Annotated in this window: 16 protein-coding genes; 9 read left to right on the top strand and 7 right to left on the bottom strand. The window is 66.6% G+C overall.

The window, feature by feature from the left end:
- Positions 1 to 47: 47 nt before the first annotated feature.
- Both AC4BCK_RS17980 and AC4BCK_RS17975 read right to left on the bottom strand, forming a co-directional pair.
- Positions 48 to 977, bottom strand: a complete 930-nt coding sequence (locus tag AC4BCK_RS17980; RefSeq protein WP_174175074.1) for an SRPBCC family protein — start codon at positions 975 to 977, stop codon at positions 48 to 50.
- A gap of 405 nt (positions 978 to 1,382) precedes the next feature.
- Positions 1,383 to 4,061, bottom strand: a complete 2,679-nt coding sequence (locus AC4BCK_RS17975; RefSeq protein WP_490566299.1) for an exo-rhamnogalacturonan lyase family protein — start codon at positions 4,059 to 4,061, stop codon at positions 1,383 to 1,385.
- 311 nt (positions 4,062 to 4,372) lie between these two features.
- Between AC4BCK_RS17975 and AC4BCK_RS17970 the strand changes: the two genes are divergently transcribed.
- Positions 4,373 to 4,984, top strand: a complete 612-nt coding sequence (locus AC4BCK_RS17970) for an NADPH-dependent FMN reductase (protein WP_174175070.1) — start codon at positions 4,373 to 4,375, stop codon at positions 4,982 to 4,984.
- 44 nt (positions 4,985 to 5,028) lie between these two features.
- On the opposite strand, the gene AC4BCK_RS17965 is transcribed toward AC4BCK_RS17970, so the two are convergent.
- On the bottom strand, positions 5,029 to 5,505 hold the full coding sequence (locus AC4BCK_RS17965; protein ID WP_174175068.1) for a sensor histidine kinase: 477 nt from the start codon (positions 5,503 to 5,505) through the stop codon (positions 5,029 to 5,031).
- Positions 5,506 to 5,715: 210 nt separating this feature from the next.
- Here AC4BCK_RS17965 and AC4BCK_RS17960 point away from each other — a divergent pair, with 210 nt between their 5' ends.
- Positions 5,716 to 6,471, top strand: a complete 756-nt coding sequence (locus AC4BCK_RS17960; RefSeq protein WP_174175066.1) for a ZIP family metal transporter — start codon at positions 5,716 to 5,718, stop codon at positions 6,469 to 6,471.
- Between the two features lie 52 nt (positions 6,472 to 6,523).
- Here AC4BCK_RS17960 and AC4BCK_RS17955 read toward each other — a convergent pair whose 3' ends face one another.
- Positions 6,524 to 7,231 (bottom strand): ABC transporter ATP-binding protein, encoded by a 708-nt coding sequence (locus AC4BCK_RS17955; protein ID WP_400574600.1) that lies wholly within the window; start codon positions 7,229 to 7,231, stop codon positions 6,524 to 6,526.
- 43 nt (positions 7,232 to 7,274) lie between these two features.
- Positions 7,275 to 8,381: an FtsX-like permease family protein gene (locus tag AC4BCK_RS17950; RefSeq protein WP_364321235.1), complete on the bottom strand. Its 1,107-nt coding sequence runs from the start codon at positions 8,379 to 8,381 to the stop codon at positions 7,275 to 7,277.
- 168 nt (positions 8,382 to 8,549) lie between these two features.
- On the opposite strand from AC4BCK_RS17950, the gene AC4BCK_RS17945 reads away from it, so the two are divergent.
- From AC4BCK_RS17945 to AC4BCK_RS17935, 3 genes are all read left to right on the top strand, one after another.
- Complete coding sequence (locus AC4BCK_RS17945) at positions 8,550 to 9,968, top strand: sensor histidine kinase (RefSeq protein WP_490566298.1); 1,419 nt, start codon at positions 8,550 to 8,552, stop codon at positions 9,966 to 9,968.
- On the top strand, positions 9,961 to 10,620 hold the full coding sequence (locus AC4BCK_RS17940; RefSeq protein ID WP_400574605.1) for a response regulator: 660 nt from the start codon (positions 9,961 to 9,963) through the stop codon (positions 10,618 to 10,620). The genes AC4BCK_RS17945 and AC4BCK_RS17940 overlap by 8 nt, the downstream gene beginning before the upstream one ends.
- A 67-nt stretch (positions 10,621 to 10,687) precedes the next feature.
- A complete protein-coding gene (locus AC4BCK_RS17935) occupies positions 10,688 to 11,152 on the top strand; it encodes a pyridoxamine 5'-phosphate oxidase family protein (RefSeq protein WP_174175034.1) in 465 nt (154 codons plus the stop codon).
- A 95-nt stretch (positions 11,153 to 11,247) separates the two neighbouring features.
- Here the strand turns inward: AC4BCK_RS17935 and AC4BCK_RS17930 are convergent, their stop codons facing one another.
- A complete protein-coding gene (locus tag AC4BCK_RS17930) occupies positions 11,248 to 12,459 on the bottom strand; it encodes a rhamnogalacturonan acetylesterase (RefSeq protein WP_490566297.1) in 1,212 nt (403 codons plus the stop codon).
- 399 nt (positions 12,460 to 12,858) lie between these two features.
- Here AC4BCK_RS17930 and AC4BCK_RS17925 point away from each other — a divergent pair, with 399 nt between their 5' ends.
- Positions 12,859 to 13,881 carry a glycosyltransferase family 2 protein gene (locus AC4BCK_RS17925; protein WP_400574610.1) on the top strand — a complete coding sequence of 341 codons (1,023 nt, stop codon included), beginning with the start codon at positions 12,859 to 12,861 and terminating at the stop codon, positions 13,879 to 13,881.
- Between the two features lie 5 nt (positions 13,882 to 13,886).
- Positions 13,887 to 14,051 (top strand): hypothetical protein, encoded by a 165-nt coding sequence (locus AC4BCK_RS17920; protein ID WP_174175030.1) that lies wholly within the window; start codon positions 13,887 to 13,889, stop codon positions 14,049 to 14,051.
- A 119-nt stretch (positions 14,052 to 14,170) separates the two neighbouring features.
- On the opposite strand, the gene AC4BCK_RS17915 is transcribed toward AC4BCK_RS17920, so the two are convergent.
- Positions 14,171 to 15,262: a LamG domain-containing protein gene (locus AC4BCK_RS17915; RefSeq protein ID WP_363939382.1), complete on the bottom strand. Its 1,092-nt coding sequence runs from the start codon at positions 15,260 to 15,262 to the stop codon at positions 14,171 to 14,173.
- Positions 15,263 to 15,594: 332 nt separating this feature from the next.
- Between AC4BCK_RS17915 and AC4BCK_RS17910 the strand changes: the two genes are divergently transcribed.
- Together AC4BCK_RS17910 and AC4BCK_RS17905 are read left to right on the top strand one after the other, a co-directional pair.
- Positions 15,595 to 16,428, top strand: a complete 834-nt coding sequence (locus tag AC4BCK_RS17910; RefSeq protein ID WP_400591778.1) for a response regulator transcription factor — start codon at positions 15,595 to 15,597, stop codon at positions 16,426 to 16,428.
- A 70-nt stretch (positions 16,429 to 16,498) separates the two neighbouring features.
- Positions 16,499 to 16,918: a YkvA family protein gene (locus AC4BCK_RS17905; RefSeq protein WP_251420477.1), complete on the top strand. Its 420-nt coding sequence runs from the start codon at positions 16,499 to 16,501 to the stop codon at positions 16,916 to 16,918.
- The last annotated feature ends 10 nt before the right edge of the window (positions 16,919 to 16,928 follow it).

Raw genomic sequence — 16,928 nt, 5'->3', positions numbered from 1 at the left:
CTGCAATGAGGCGGGCGGCGCTTTTATTGTGCTGCGGCTAAACCCGGTTAGTGCGTTCCGAGGTTCCCGCCGACGGGCGGCAGGCCGCCATCTCGACGGCGGTCGTCGCCTTCGCGCTCGGCGGCGCTCAGGTTTTCGCCTTCGGCCGTCTCGTCCGACTCGCCGCTCGTGTCCACCAGGCCGTTGGTCTGGTCGAACTGGTGTCCGATCCTGTCATCGCCCAGATCGGCGACTGAACCGGTGGAGCCGGCTGCCGCCGTCGTACCCGCTGACGTGCCGGTGATGGTGGTCGTGTCCGTCGGAATCGGTGTGACGGTGACCGGTTCTCCGGGAGCCGCCGGAGTTACCGTTTCGTCGGCAACCGCGGTTGTCTCCTTGTTGCCGCCTGCTGCCATGGCAGCTGCTGCGCCGGCTACCGCGGCAACACCGAGGCCCGCGGCAACCTTGCCGGAGACGCCTGCCTTGCCGGAGTCGCCCCGGGATCCGGCAGCATCCTCCACGCCCGGCGTGCCCGCCGGGGCGCCCGTGCTCACGCGTCCGCGCCAGGCGCCGCTGGCGTAACCCTCATCCTCGATGAATTCCTTGAACCGCTGCAGGTCAGCCTCGGCCTGGCGGTCAACCACGTTGAGCTTGTCGCCCACCTTTTCAATAATTCCTTCGGGCTCATACTCCAGCGTCAGCCGAAGGGAAGTCTGCCCGCCACCCACGTCCTCGAAGTCAACAGCGCCGGCATTTGTGGCGCCTTCCGTGGCGGCCCAGGCGACCTTCCGGTCCGGGACCTGCTCAAGGATCTTCGCTTCCCACTGCCGGCGGATGCCGCCGATCTCGGCCACCCATTCCAGCCTGTCATCGCTGAGCTGGGTCACGCTCTTGACGCCGCCCATGAAGTGCGGGAACTCCTCAAACTGCGTCCACTGGTTGTAAGCCGTGCTTACCGGTACGTTCACCAGAATGCGTTTTTCCACCTTCGTGCTCATAACGTCCCCTTTGCTTTGTTACCGGAAGCCGATGTTTCGGTAAAAATCATCAGCATGCTTACCAATGTACCTGCTGGGCACGCCGGATTCCAGAGTGCGGGTTCTCGCGTCCTGCCGGGCAGGGGGGAATCAGTGCTGGCCCAGGCTGCCGCCGAAAGGTGGGACATTGCCCTCATCGTGGCGGCGCCGCCTGCGTTCACCGGAACTGTAGTTCTCGCCGTCGGCTGTTTCGTCCGAGGTTCAGTGTGCTCCGCCCGGACCCGCCCCACCACCCCAACTAAGTAGCAGCAGATGTCGGTTTGAGGGCTCATAACAGCATCTGCTGCTACTTAGTTGGGACGGGAGGGGGAGCGGGCGACGGCGGCACCTGGCTGGTGCAGGCACCGCCGCCGCCAGCGCGCAGGACTACGGCAGGTGGGTGCCAATCAGCGCCAGGTTCTGGATCACGGCGAGCCCGAACTGGGATGCGTCGTTGGTGGATACGGTGGGCGCCTCATCCACCGGCAGCAGCACGTGTGGCGGCTCGATCTGCCGCAGCGTGAAGGCCGACGCGTGGTTGAGGTGCTCGCCTCCCTCGGCGAAGCTCGTCCAGGCACGTGCGGCCAGGTCCGGGTCACCCAGCCGGGCGGCGGCGTAGGCAGTGAGCCGGCTGTGCGCCTGGGTGAGGTAGATGCCCTCCAGCGGCTGTCCCACGGCCGCCACCTGCTCCTCTTTGGTGGCCAGGAATAGCTGGCAGTACTGCAGCCAGGCCCGCTCGAAGTCCGGGTCCGGGACCAGGTCCACCAGTTCGCTGCAGATCTCCACCAGTCCGAACACGGCGCTCAGGTGCGAAACCTGGATCAGTTCCCGGCCGGTGTCGAAGCGTCCCTTGTCCAGGTCGTAGAGCGCCTCGCCGGTGAGGAAACCGTACTTGAGGGCGCCAATGTCCGCCATGGTGCCCAGGAGCCGGTCGCGTGAGCGGGGATTTCCGGTGCGTTCCCAGTCGGTGAGCCAGGTGGCGGCGAGCGAGCCCCAGTCCGTTCCCAGGCCCACGCCCAGGGCTCCCCGGTTTGGACGGTAGGTGGCGGCGTCGGGGCGGACCTTGCGTACGGGGTCCAGGCCCAGGAAGTTCTGGTCGCTGTCCACCAGCTCGGTCAGCAGGTCCCCGGTCCGTTCATCCGCCGTCAGGTAGTAGTAGAAGCGGCGGTAGGCGGGCGTGCTGATGCGGAGCTGCTTGGCGCTGCAGCCCCAGTGCTGGACGTTGTGCCGCGAGCCGAGGCCGCGCCACGGACCCACGTGGTAGACATCCACCTCGCCGGTGTGCCGGGTCATGGCCTCCGCGAACCGGAAGATGTCCGCCCGGCCTGAGCGCAGGTAGGAGTACCAGAGCCAGAGGTCGGGGGAGAGCTCGGAGTTGTCCCACGCATATCCGCCCACGTCATACCGCCACACGTGCCGGTCGTGGTCGTAGGTGTGCATCACGTCGCCGTAGTTCCAGAACCCGTACCAGCGACGCTGCTCCACCTGGCCGGCATAGAAATCGAAGAGGAAGTCCAGGTGGTCCTCGAGCTCTGCCCGGGCGGGGGTGCCGCGGTCCACCGGGTCCCAGTCGCCGAACACGCCCACGGAGTGCAGGTACTCCGGGGTGGCCTGCAGCAGGGCAGGGGCGGAGGCCGCAGCGGCGTCGGCCGCGAGGCTCTCGGTTGCCGGCGTTCCGTCGTAGCCAAACAGCGTCAGCTCATGGGTGCGGGCAATCCCGTGCGCGTTTCCGAAGCCCGGCTCGTAGTCCTCATAGGTGATTTCGAGCCCTTCGAGCTGTTCCTCGAACGTGTCCTGGCCCAGGCCGTCGTGGTAGAACCGCAGGTCCATGGGCTGGGCTTCGGGGGAATACAGCCACGCCGTCAGGGTGGCGTTGTCTTTTGCGGCGCCGCGGATGTCCAGCTGGCCGGGGTGGGACTGCCAGAAGTCCTTCACGCCCACGCCGAAACCTCCGCGCGTATCGGTCAGGGAGCAGAAGCCGGCAGACCTGGTTCCGCCGGAGATCCCCACCCACGCCCGGCCGGGTGCGGTGCGCTTGCGCAGTTCGAAGCCGTCGGCACTGAGCTGGCTGAGCGTGTAGTCGCTCCAGGCCGGAACGAGGTGCAGCCGTTCCGACACCTCCGGGTTCCAGCCGGCCAGGGGTGGCGTGGCGCGGCCTTCCACCTGTGCCCGGCGGACGTCCTCCCCGGGGTCCCGGCGCAGGCCGGTGATGCCGCGGACCGCCTCGGTGAGGAAGCCGCCGTCGGCCCCTGCCATCCGGATATGCCTGTTGTGCAGCTCTGCATGCAGCGGGACCGTGAAGCGCACGCCGAGCCCGGCGAGGAAGTCCCGGTCCGCGTCGCCGTCCCAGATGAAGGAGTGCACCATGCGGACGCTGCGGGCGTTGGCGTGGAAGTAGAACCTCACGACGAAAGGCAGCCAGCTTTCCTTGCCGCTGTACCTGCTGGTTCCACTGTCCCGTCCGTCCGGCCTGTGCTGACCTTCCAGCCGAACCACCGCTCGGACGGGTCCGTTGTGTTCAAGCACGACGGCGGTGACCTCGCCGGTGAAGGCGTCCCGGGTGAGGGTTCCCGCGCCGCCGCCGCCCTGGTCATCAGAAATGCCGTCCTGCAGGAGGCTCACCAGGCGCGCGTCCCGGGCCACCTCGACGCCGCCGCGGGTGAGGCTCCTGAAGAGGGTGGAGCCGCCGCGTTCGATCACCATCTGCAGGGTTCCGGTGTCCACGGTGAGGGCGCGGTCGGTTTCGGTGACGGTGACGCTGGAAGCGCCCGGCGGCGTCTGGCTGGCCCCGCGGGGCGACGCGCCGCCGTCGGACGCCACGTGGTAAACCTCCGACGGCGAACTGCTGGCGGGAAGCGCAATGCCCGCCCATTTGAGGGAGCCGTCCGGCCAGGTGGCCAGGGGCCAGGCCTGGGAGGCGACCGTGCTGCCGGCCGTATCCGTCACGGAGAGGGCCTCCGCCGCCGGTACGGAGCCGCGCGCGAAGGGCATGCCCCACGTTGTCCCGCCGCTGATTTCCGCGGGTGCTTTGCCGTCGATCCACCTGATGGGGATGTTGTCCGTCATGTGATCCAATTCTGTTGTCTCTACGTCCGCCGGGCGCAGCCACTCAGGCAGCAGGCACTGGCCAGCCGTCCGGAAAGCGATTTCTGATTCGTTTCAAAATAGGCCAGTCAGCGCCCGGCCGCAAGGGGTGGCCGGGATTCGGAAGGTCCGCAGCAGCCCTGCCCACCCCCGGAACCCTCTGGCCCTGCAGGGGCTTCTGTGCTGGACTGGTGGGTGCAGTGACCACCGGCCGCAGCCTCAACAGGACGGGCGGCACCAGCTCCAGATGAACATGGACGGCCAGTGTTGACCGTCCATTGGAAGGAACACTCATGGCACCGTTTAAGATCGGATACTTCGTAGGCAGCCTGGCAACCGGCTCCATTAACAGGGTCCTCTCCAAAGCATTGATCCAACTCGCTCCGGAAGACCTCGAGTTCACCGAGATCCCCATCAAGGACCTTCCGCTGTACAGCTACGACTACGACTCTGACTTCCCGCCCGCAGCCCGTGCCCTCAAGGAAGCCATCGAGGCGTCGGACGGCATCCTGTTCGTGTCCCCGGAATACAACCGCTCCATTCCCGGGGCCCTCAAGAACGCCATCGACTGGGGCTCCCGGCCGTGGGGAAGCAATTCCTTCGCCCGCAAGCCCACCGGAATCATTGGCGCATCCGTGGGCAGCATCGGGACCGCGGTCATGCAGTCGTCCATGAGGAGCGTCCTGAGCTTCCTGGATGCGCCGCAGTTGAATGCCCCGGAGGCCTACATCCATTACGACGCCGCAGTGTTCGGCGACGACGGCGAGGTCAAGAATGAGGGTACCGCCAAGTTCCTGCGGCATTACATGGACGAGTACGGGGCCTTCGTGGCACGGGTCCTGGCTGCCAACGCACCGGGCCACATCGGTGACATTGAGCCGGACACCGCCAAGCTGACCCGCTAGTTTTACGGATGCCCGCCGTCCCAGCAACGGCGGGCATCCGAGCCTTAGTCCAGCGGCAGGGTAACCGTCACGCTGGTGCCCTGCCCGGGGGCAGAACGGATGTCCACGGTGCCGCCGGCCTCATGGACGGCCACCGCCATGAGCCGGAGGCCGTAGCCGTGGTGGCGCCCGCAGGTGGCGGCATTGCTGTCAAAGCCCGTACCGTCGTCGGCTACCACCAGGCGGATGCCGTGGTCCACGGCGGCGAGCTGGACGGTCAGGTGCGATGCCCCGGAGTGGTTGTAGGCATTGCTCAGGGCCTCGCGTGCCGACTGGTAAAGAAGGGACGCGCAGTCCTTCGGGATCTCGATGCCCCAGTGCGGAGTGTCCCAGCGGACGCTGGTTCCCCGGTGGCGGAGGGGGCCCGTGAGCCGGTCGATGCAGCCGGCCAGTCCCAGGGTGTAGAAGTCGAGCGGATGCTGATCCGTGAGCACGCCGTCCACGGCGGTGACTTCCCCGTCCAAAGCTGTTCTATTTCCCATTGTCTCCTGCTCCCCACAAGCTGGTTGGTCCATGACTCCAGCGTGGACCCGCAACTTCAGCGGACGGCAAGGTTTGCCGCAAGATCAGATCAATTCCTGGCGCCGGGCGGCGTTCCACTACTCTGGCTGTTTAGCGCTCTCCGGCTCCGGGCAATCAGGGGCCGGCAACACGTCAAGTGGCTTCCGCTGGGGAGCCGGGAAGCGGTGCACATGCCGTTGTGGTTGCAGGCCCTGGTGTGGGGCACCGTGGCAGGAGCTGCCCTGGTCCTCGGCGCCGCATTGTCCTGGCGCTGGAACCTGCCGAGCAAGCTGGTCTCCTCGATCATGTCCTTCGGCGCGGGTGTGCTGATCTCCGCCCTGGCCTTCGAGCTGGTGGGCGAGGCCGTGGAGGGCGGCGGGCTGTGGCCTACCGTGGCCGGGTTCCTGGCAGGCGCTGTGGTGTATGTCGGCGCGAACATGATGCTGTCCCGGGCCGGCGCAAAGCACCGCAAGCGTTCCGGCAACCAGCAGCCCTCGGAAGCCGACAGCCCGGGCAGCGGCAGTGCCATTGCCGTGGGCGCGCTGCTGGACGGTGTGCCGGAGTCCGTGGTCCTTGGCGTTGGACTGCTGGCAGGTGGTGCCGTCAGCCCGGCGATGATGGCCGCCGTCTTCATCTCCAACGTCCCCGAGGGCCTCTCCGGAAGCGCCGGCATGAAGAAAGCCGGCAGGAGTGCCCGCTATGTTTTCGGTTTGTGGGGCGGCATTGCGGTGCTCTGCGGGGTGGCCTCGCTGATCGGGTATGTGGCGCTGGAGAACGCTCCAGGCAGTGTGGTGGCCTTTATTACCGCCATAGCAGCGGGAGGAATCCTGGCCATGCTGGCGGACACCATGATCCCTGAGGCCTTCGAGGAGCACCACAACCTCACGGGCCTTACGGCCTCCGTCGGTTTCCTGGCGGCCTTCACCATCCATCACCTTGGGGGATAGGGCTACGGCGGGGCGTGGCCCCGGCGGAGATCCCGCCGGGGCCATCCGTGCCTCAGGCGCCGGTCAGCACGGGGGCAGTGAGCGCCCCGTCCCGCATGGTGGCCACGGCATCGGTCAGCGGAACAAACTCCGTGTCATGCGTGACCAGCACGGTGCCCACGTTGAACTCGGCGGTCACCCGGCACAGCAGCCGGATGATTGAGGCGCTGCGCTCGTGGTCCAGTGCCGCCGTCGGCTCGTCCACGAGCAAGACTTTCGGGTTCCCCATCAGCGCCCTGGCGATGTTGATCCGCTGGCGCTGGCCGCCAGAGAGCTGGTGGGGGAGCTTCCCGGCGCTCGCGGACAGGCCGACGACGTCAAGGAGTCCGGCGGCCTTCTTCCGGGCGGCCTTCACGGGCTTTCCGCGGAGGTGGTCGCCGATGATGAGCTGTTCGGCAGCGGTGAGCGACGGGAGCAGGTTGGGCTGCTGGAAGATGATGCCCACCTTGCTGCGCCGCAAGGCCGTGAGGGCCCTGTCCGGGAGGCCGGTTGTGTCAGTACCGTCGATGGTCACCTGCCCGCTGGTGGGGCGCACCAGGGTGGCGGCTGCGGCAAGAAGGCTCGATTTCCCGGAGCCGGACGGTCCGACGAGTGACACCACGTGCCCGGCGGGGACTGCCAGGCTGACGCGGTCCAGTGCGGTGGTGGTGCCGCCGCCGTCCGGGTATTCGAGGGTGACATTGAGCAGTTCCAGCGGAGCAGGGGTGGAGCAGGCAGACATCGGGTTCCCTTTCACAGGATTGGAGTTTGGGGAGGCGGGGGCGTCAGTTGCCGCCGAGGGCCAGCAGGGCATCGATCTTGGTGACGCGGCGGACAGCCAGCGCTGCCCCGGCCAGCCCCAGGGCAACAATCCCGACGACGGGAAGCAGCGTGGTGGCAGGGCTGAGGAGGAAGGGGGCCGCCTGGGCGGCAAGCAGCCCGGCCGCGACGCCGGCAATCCCGCCCAGCCCGGCCCCGGCCACCAGGACGATCGCCGCCTGCGTCATGGCATCGCGCAGGATGTACGCCCCCGGAGCCCCCATGGCCTTCAGGACGGCAATGTCGCGGGTCCGCTGGATGGTCCACACGGTCAGGAACGCCACAATCACCAGGGATGAGATGCCGTAGAGGAAGGCCTGCATGAGGGTCAGCGAGCCGTTCTCGCTCTTGAACGAGCCCAGCGCCTGGAAGGAATCCGTCCGGGAGGCACTGACCGTATTCGCCGCAGCATCCGCGGCGGCCTCATCCACTTCCGCGCCGTCCTGGTAGGTGACGGCAATAACGGTGGCAAGCTGGCCGCCGTCGGACACGTGGGCCAGCCCGGACCAGGCCGGAAGCGCCGTCCACACAACGCTCGTATGGGCGTACCACTGGTCCTCAACAACCGCGGCCACGGCAAGTTCCACCCCGCTGATGCTCAGGGCGTCCCCCTGCTCAAGGGTCAGGGCTTCAGCCACGGAGGCGCCCACCACAGCGGTGCCGGCGGCTACGTCCACGGGCGCCAGCCCGCTGCCGGGTGCCACCCCGAACACGGCCACATTGGTGGTGCCCGAGCCGGCGCCCGCACCCTGGGCCCGGGTCTGGGTGATCCCCACCGGCTCTGCAGCGCGGACACCCGGCCGGTTCCGCCAGCTCTCCGCCTGGGCCGCCGTCACGGTGCTTTCGGTGAAGGAGGCTTTAGGGGCGTTGGAGCCGGGGGCCCCGAACACCACGGTGTCCACGGGCGCGCCGGCGGCAGCCCCCAGCTTTCCGATGGCGGAGGTCGACTGTTCAGCCAGACCGGCAGTCAGGCCGGACAGCATCACGAGGAGCAGGGTAATCAGGGCTACCACGCCGCCCATCATGGCGAACCGGCCCTTGGCGAAACGGATGTCGCGGATTGCCAGAAACACGTTGTTCTTCTCTCGGTTGGTTCCAGTGGATAAGGTCTCCATCCACTGTCCCGTCCGCCCGCCCGCGGTCCATCGGGCGGGCAGTTGATCCGCCACGGAGGAAAGGTGTAACCCGGGGTCAACCTTTTGATTGACCCTCCGCCGGCCGGGCGCGCATAAGCTGGTGGCATGTCCGCCATCCCTGCCCTGAACACTTCCGGCGGACCCGGCAGACCCGGCGCCGCAGGCACTGGCTCCTCCGGCGCCCACGCACCCAGGGACCCACTGAGCGCAGTGGAATCGGCGTCCTCGGAAGCGATCCTGCGGGTGCTGAGGGTCACGCTCCACACCGGGTTCGCAGCCCTGCTGGTGGTGGGCGTGGTCCGGCTGCTGGCGCCCGGCCCCCGGGGCTCCTTCCCGTTCCTGTGGTCGGGCCTGGCGCTGGTCCTGGCGGCGGTGTACCTCACCGGGACCGTGCTGGAACACCGCCACGCCGCGGGCCGGATCCGGTTCAATCCCCGCCGCTACGGCCTCCAGTGGCTGGCGGCGGTGACAGCGCTGTGGGTCCTCCTGCTGGTGGGGAGCGCCGACTTTGCGTGGCTGGCGTTCCCCCTGTTCTTCCTGCATCTGCACCTGCTGCCGCGGCGTGCCGCGTTGCTGACCATCGCACTGATGACAGCCGCGGTCATCGCCTCCCAGTGGTCCGCCAGCGGTGACCCGGTTCCGCACGCGGCCGCCGTCGTCGGCCCGCTGTTTGGTGCCGCCTTCGCCGTCATCACCGGCCTTGCGTATGTTGCGCTGTACCGGGAGGCGGAGAACCAGCGGCGGGCCGCGGATGAACTGCGCCGCACCCGCCAGGAACTGGCGGCATCCCAGCATGAAGCCGGGGTGCTGGCGGAACGGGAGCGGCTGGCCCGGGAAATCCACGACACCCTGGCGCAGGGCCTCTCCAGCATCGTGCTGCTTGCACGGGCTGCGGAGCAGTCGCTGGCGCACGGGGATCCGGTAACCGCAGGGTCGCGGGTGGCGCTGATGCAGCAGACGGCTGCAGACAACCTGGCCGAAGCCCGGAGCTTTGTCCGCGGCCTCTCCTCCCCCCAGCTGCACGACACCACGCTGGTGGAGGCCCTGCGCCGGCTCTGCGAAGAGACCGGACGGAGCGCAGCGGCCGGGGGAGCGGCGCTCCGCTGCCGGCTGGAGGTGGACGGGGAGCCGGCCGAACTGCCGCAACCGCACCAGGTGGCGCTGCTCCGCGCGGCCCAGGCGAGCCTCGCGAACGTCCGCGACCACGCCAGCGCAGGCAACGCCGTGGTCACGCTCACCTTCCTTGGCACGGAAGTCACCATGGACATTTACGACGACGGCGTGGGCTTTGACCCTGACCTCGCCGCCGGGGCAGGGGCTGCCGGGGCAGGAAGCGCTGGGGCGGGAACAGCCAGGGCAGGGCACGACGGCGGCGCGGACGGCAGCGGATTCGGCCTCCGTTCACTGCGGGAAAGGGTAGAGGCCCTCAGCGGTTCCCTGGAGCTGGAGACCGCCCCGGGAGAGGGGACCGTGGTGGCCATCCGCCTGCCGCTCGACCCTGCCGGGGGAGACGCCGGTGACTGACGTGCGCGTCCTGCTGGTGGACGACCATCCGGTGGTCCGCGCCGGGCTGAAGGCCATGCTCACCGAGTTTGACGGCATCTCCATCGCCGCGGAGGCCGCGGACGGGAAAGCCGCCCTGAAGGAACTCTCGCGCCTGGCGATGCTGGGCGAAGGCGTGGACGTGGTGCTGATGGACCTGCAGATGGGCGCGGGCATGGACGGGGTAGCCGCCACCGCCGCGATCCGGAAGCTGGCTGCGCCCCCGCCCGTCCTCATCCTGACCACCTACGACACCGACGCCGATATCCTCTCCGCCGTAGAGGCCGGCGCCAGCGGCTACATGCTCAAAGACGCCCCGCCGGAGCAGATCAGGCAGGCCGTGTTCGCTGCGGCCGCGGGGGAAACAGTCCTGGCACCGCGGGCCGCCGCTTTGCTCATGAAACGCGTCACCAACCCGGGCACCTCACTCACCCCGCGGGAGGTCCAGCTGCTCGAACTGCTGGCCACCGGGCTGTCCAACCGCGCCATCGCCAAACAGGTGTTCATCTCGGAAGCCACGGTCAAAACGCACCTGGTCCACATCTACGGGAAGCTCGGCGTGGACAACAGGACGGCAGCCATCGCGGCCGCCACCCGGCGCCGGATCATCCGTCCGCCCGGGCAGGCAGGCTGAGCGGGCTTGAGCGCACGGGAAGGAAGACCCTACTCCCGCCGGTTCACGGAGGCCTAGACTTCGGGCCATGGAGAACTCACCCTCGGGACCCAAAACTGAAATCCTGCCCGAGGAGGAATGCTGGAAGTACCTTCGTTCCTCCTACATCGGCAGGCTGGCAGTCATTAACGGAACCACCCCGGAAATTTTCCCCGTGAACTTTGTACCCGCGGAAGGGGCCCTGTATTTCAGGACCGCCCCCGGCACCAAGCTGTACTCCCTGCTTGCAGGAACCCTCGTGGCCCTGGAAACAGACGGGCTCAACGCGTACAGCACGGAAGTGTGGAGCGTGGTGGTCAAAGGGATACCCGAGCCCGTGGCAGACGGCAACGTGCCCCTTGAACTGGCCGATCCGGACCGTGAACCGTGGGAATCCGGCCTCAAGGAGCACCTGATCCGGATCAATCCCACGGAAGTCACCGGCCGCAGGTTCCACGTCCAGGCGCGGACCCGATGGTGGCCGCCGCAGGACTTCTCCGCTGACTGGATCTAGGAAACTGGATCCAGGAACCCCTGGGTCCAGGGAACGTGATGCAGGAAACCCTGTCTAGAGATCCTGCTCGGCGGTCCTGGTCCAGCAACTCTGCCCTAGAGGCCCTGGCGGTAAAGGTCCTCTGCCACCAGCCGCGCCAGTTCTGAGGCGCCGGCCCGGTTGGGGTGCAGGGTGTCTCCCGTCATGAACAGCGCCAGGGTGGCTTCCGGGCCAATCTTCGTGAAGTAGGCGGACGCCAGGACGTTCAGGTCAACCAGGTGCACGCCTTCCTCCTCCGCCAGGGCAACCGTTGAGTTGCGGTACCAGCGGTTGATCGAGGTGTGTACCCCGTCCACGAAGTCCGTGGCGCGGCCCTGCGGGGTGACCAGCACCGGCGTAGCACCGGTGGCAGCCACCTGGCGGACCATGTCACGCATGATCTCCTTGAACTCCGCCTCCGTGGTGGCGTTCTTGGCTGCCGTGTCGTTGATGCCCATTTCCAGCAGGAACAGGTCTCCTGGCTTGATGTACTGGAGGATGGCTGCGAGCTGCCCGTCATTGCGGAAGCCCCGGGCAATCTGTCCGCCGGTGGCCATGTTCCGGATGTCGAACGCGGCCGGGTCCACGTACTGGGGCAGCATCTGGCCCCAGCCTCCCTGGATGCTGTTGTGCAGCGGGTAGTCGCCGCCCACCCAGATGGTGGGGTCCATCTCCGGGTGGCGTGAGACCTTGTCGATCTCCAGCGAGCTCAGGGTAAAGGCCGTGCCAACCTTGCCCTCCGTAACCAGCAGGTTCAGCTGGCCGTCCGTCACCGGAATCTCAAAGGAGGCCGTGGCGCCGTTTCCGGTTAGGTTCATTTCCTGGAACACGCCTTCGGCCGCGATGCTGGCCCGGGAGGTGTCGCCCAGCGTGACAGTGACCCTGTAGAGGCCTTCCTTCAGGTCCACGTTGAATGTGTTGGCGCTCTTGGTCCCGAACTGGAGGAAGCGTACGGCATCGCTCCCGGCCCCGGTGCCCTTGGCGGAAACGTTGGCCATGTGCTCAGGGGTGTTGAAGCCATACCTGGCTTCGGGGCTGTAGGCGTCTGCGGCGCTGACTCCGGTGTACCCGTGCTCCACGGGCCCGCTCCCGAAGTCGAAGCGGTAGTTGCTGGGTTCGGCGTAGGCGGCCGGCGTGGTGGCAACCATGCCGGCCCCACCCAGCAGGGCTGCTGCGGCGAGGCCGGCAGCCAGGGATTTCCTGGCCGACCCGGCATGGGTGGGTGAAGAGCCTGGGTTATTGGATGTGGGGGCAGCAAGGGGCACGGTCATCTTATTTGATGAGGACAAGGGTTTTGTATCGTTTCAGAACGGACGTTACATAATTTGTAACAGTGCATTCCGTGAGTAGTCAAGAGATTTTGTGCGGATTCTGTGCGCTTCTGGTTCTTCTTGTTGCCCCTCGAGGCCGCGCGCTTACTGGGATGGGAGGCCCCGGCGCCTCTCCTGAGCCTCAAGGCCGCAGCATCCCGGCCTTGAGGTGCGTGCGGCCGTCTTGATTGAAGCTTGTAGTTTCGTTGCTTCTTCTGTGCAAGTGATTTGAGTTCGCGTTGAAACACTCAAAGCCAATAGAACTTCAAATGGTTTCAGCGGGGAAAAATGTGCGCGGCGTCGCAATTGCAGACATCATTCATGCTTGAGCTTTTGGCAGGGGCACCCCTGTGATCACGGTCATCATCCCGGCCCACAATGAGGCCGCCGGAATCCGTGCAGACGCTCTTGTCCCTCCAAAACCAGACAATAACCCCGGACCGGGTAATTGTGGTTGCAGACAATTGCACCGATAAAACGGAAGCTATTTCCCTGGCGGCAGGCGCCGAGGTGGTATCAACCGTTGGAAATACGGACAAGAAGGCCGGTGCCCTCAACTTCGTGCTCGCTGAACTGCTGCCGGAGGCTGCACCCGAGGACATGGTCCTGGTGCAGGACGCCGATTCGCAGCTCTCGCCGGACTTCATTGAGCGCTCGGTGAGGCACCTCACGGCTGATTCGCGGCTTGGCGCCGTGGGCGGTGTGTTCCGGGGCGGCGAGGGTGGCGGGTTCGTTGGCCACCTGCAGAGGAATGAATACGCCCGGTACGCCAGGGACGTGCGGCGGCTGCACGGCAAATGCCTGGTGGTCACCGGCACGGCCGCACTGTTCCGGGTCCGGACGCTCCGTGACGTGTCAGCGGCCAGGCTGGATGGCACGCTCCCTCCCGGCAACGGCAGGGGCGGCGTCTACGACACGTCGGTCCTGACCGAGGACAACGAGTTGTCCTTTGCCCTGCTGACGCTGAAGTACCGGATCAAATCCCCCGCCGACTGCACCCTGGTGACAGAGGTCATGCCCACCTGGCGGGAGCTCTGGGCGCAGCGCCTGCGGTGGAAGCGCGGGGCGGTGGAGAACTGCGTTCAGTACGGCTGGACGCGGGTCACCCGGCCCTACTGGGGGAGGCAGTTTCTTTCGGTGGCCGGTGTCCTGGTGACGCTCGGCTACCTCAGCACGGTGGCGGTTGCACTGGGCACGGGAGCAGGGCTGCACATCCAGCCGTTCTGGCTTGCCGTGACCGGCGTCTTCGTGATCGAACGGGTGGTGACGGTGCGGCTCCGGGGATGGAGATACATGCTCGCGGCCGCCACCATGTACGAGCTGGTGATCGACCTTTTCCTGCAACTGGTTCACGCGAAGGCGTACACAGACGCAGCCTTTAACAAAAAGAAAGCCTGGTAAGAACCATGTATAACAATCCAGCAGTTCCCGCAGCAGCCGGAGCCGGTTCCGGAACCCTCGCCATGACCGGCGCGGGGGACGTGTTCTGGTTCGCCCTCGCGGCCTTTGCGCTCCTTGCGCTGGGCCTGGCCATCAAGAGGATCGTCCCGGTCCGCGGGACCAAGGCCTAAGCCAAAGGCTGTCCCTGGGCCCAGCCCCGGTGAAACGCAGGGCGTCCTCACGGGCGCCCTGCGTTTCCCATGCCGGGCACAACCGCCGGCATGCCAGGTTTCCAGGCACTCCAGGCGGGTCAGGTCACCACGCTGACCACGTTGGAGCACCCCGCGGCATCGCACACTTTGTAGGACGTGGTTTTGCCACCCTTGATTTTGTTGACGTAGGAGCCCGTGTTGGCCACGGTCTTCGATGTCCCGTTGATCCACAGGGTGACGCTGGTGCCGGTGGCCCCCGTCCACGCAAGGGTAGTGGTGCTGACCGACTTTGCCTTGGTGGTGGCGGCGCTCAGCTTGATGGCCGAGACGGGTTCCGCGGGCGCTGGGCCGGAAGCGGCGACGAAGGAGAAATCCCTGATCACCACGCTTTCCGGTTTTACACGGGCAGGATCCCCGCCGCCGCCCCCGGTGACCCAGAGGTTGAAGTGGATCTGCTCCTGGGCCGGCACCGGGACGGTGGCCCCTTCCAGGACGGTGCGCTTTAGCAGGCTCCCGGCGAATCCTTCGCCGGCGAAGGTTTCGAACGTGATCTTCCCCGGCTCCCACACCATCCGGTGGGTGGTGATCGGGTCCGGCGTGACGTCGAAGACCGTGGTGTTGTTGCCCTCGCCGGGAGGCTTGGTGGCATCAAACCAGTAGCCGTGGCCCTGGGTCACCGGCCAGGATTGCCCGTACGCGGCGCCGCCGCCCCAGGCGGAGGCCTCGCAAAGGTCGATTTCGTTATAGCCCGGTTCGGCGAGGGGATCGTAGGTGAACAGGCAGCCCCACACCACCTCTTTCTGCAGCGTTTGCAGGTTCTTTTCCACGGTGGTGCTGTAGGTCCCGTACCCGAACCCTTTCCGCGTGGACTGGAACTCGGCTCCCACAGGGGCTTCACCGGTGGGATTGGTCAGGTTCATGGTGATGTGGCCGTTAGCGTCCGGGTTGCTGACGTTGGCGGCTGCGAAGGCCTTGTTGTATTGCGGGGCGCCGCCCCAGAACCGCTTCTCCCAGTTGAAACCCTTCCAGGCGAAGTTGCCTGCGGGCCCCGGATTGGGATCCATGGGCGTGGTGTCCGCTGCCTGGGCGGGCGGCACGCAGGTAAGCATTGCGACGGCGGCCGCTGCCAGCAGTGCCAGCGGTTTCGTCCGGCGCGTGGGATGTGAGACAAAAAAACGAAAATCAGCCATGAAACGCCCCTTTTCGGTTGCTCCCAGCGAGCAATTGCGCCCCTGAGGAGCACACGTTGATCTTCAGCCAGGAACTCTGCAGAAGGCAATAGCTCAACAGACTTAATTTTTAGTGAGGCAAATCTCAGAAAATACGCAATATTTGCCAAAGCTCAAGAACTGCTCAATTTGGACGAAGCACATAAGCTCACTTGCAATTACTGGGCTAGGCTCATACCCGTCCCAAGGTGCGGAATAATAAAAGCAATCCATATTGCCCGTTTCTCCGAATGTTCCTTGAATGTGCTTGAGGGAAACCTGGGCGCAACATGAAGTGAAGCTTGGGGGAGTGCATGGTGGAGCGCGGTGTTGCCGTGGTGGTGGAAGACGACGACGACATCAGGACAACGCTGACGGAAGTGCTGCAGCAGTCGGGGTTCGCCGTCCATTCAACATCCTCGGGCGTTGCGGGCGTGGATGCCGTCCGTGCACACAACCCGGACATTGTCACCATGGATGTTGGCCTTCCGGACTTTGACGGCATTGAGGCGTCCCGGCGGATCCGGACGTTCAGCGACGCCTACCTCATCATCGTCAGCGGCAGGGTGGACGAGGCCGACACCCTGATGGGGTTCGAGGCCGGCGCGGACGACTATCTCACCAAACCCTTCCGCCCGCGTGAACTGCGTGCCCGGATTGCGGCCATGCTCCGGCGGCCGCGGACCCTGCGGGAGGCGCCGGCGGAGCGGGCGCTTCCGCCACGAAGGGGCGATCGGCACTCACCGCCGCAAGCCCAGCACGCTGACCCTCACGGGCCGCACGCGGGTACGGAGGGTGAACCCGGTTCGCCTCCGGCGCCGGGCTGCTGCGATTTCGCCCACCGGGGACTGACCCTCTATGAGGCGTCCCGCCAGGCGTCGATCAATGGGGAACCCGTGGACCTGACGCGCACCCAGTTCGACATCCTCCTGGTCCTGATGGAGAACGGGCGGACCGTCCAGACCAAGGCGGACCTGGTGCGGCGGCTCCGCAACGAGCCGTACAACACAGGCTCCTTTGTCACCGCGGGGGAAGAACGCGCCGTCGAGGTGCATGTGGGCAACCTGCGCAAGCGCCTGGGCGACAGCTCCCAGAATCCCCGCTGGGTGGAGACCGTCCGCGGCGTGGGCTACCGGATGACGCCGTAGCAGGAGCGTTCCGTGGCGTACCCTCAGTCAGAAGCCGGCGTCCACCACCGGCCCTGTGAAAGAGGCGGAAATGACCTGGGAAACCGTCGCCGGAATTGCGGCCGGCCTGCTGCTGGCGTACGCGGTGCTCCTTGTGCTCCTGTGGATCTATGCGCGGCGCCACCCCGAGACCGTCTCCATGAAGGACGCGCTGCGCCTGCTCCCGGACCTGCTCCGGCTGGTCCGGAGGCTGGCCGCTGACCGGACACTGGCCGCCGGTGTCCGGGTGCGGCTGGTGCTGCTGCTCGCCTACCTGCTCCTCCCCATCGACCTGGTGCCGGACTTTGTTCCGGTGATCGGCTATGCGGATGACGCCGTGATCGTGGCGCTGGTGCTTCGTTCGGTGCTCAAACGGGCGGGTCCCGGGGTGCTTGAGCGGCACTGGCCCGGAAGTCCGGCGGGCCTGGAGATCATCCTCCGCGCGGCGGCGCCCGTCCGCCGTCGGCCTTAAATTCCTGGGC

Source organism: Pseudarthrobacter sp. As-47 (assembly GCF_058215595.1).
The sequence above is the reverse complement of the archived record's forward strand: the minus strand, read 5'-3'. Positions and strand labels throughout refer to the sequence as shown.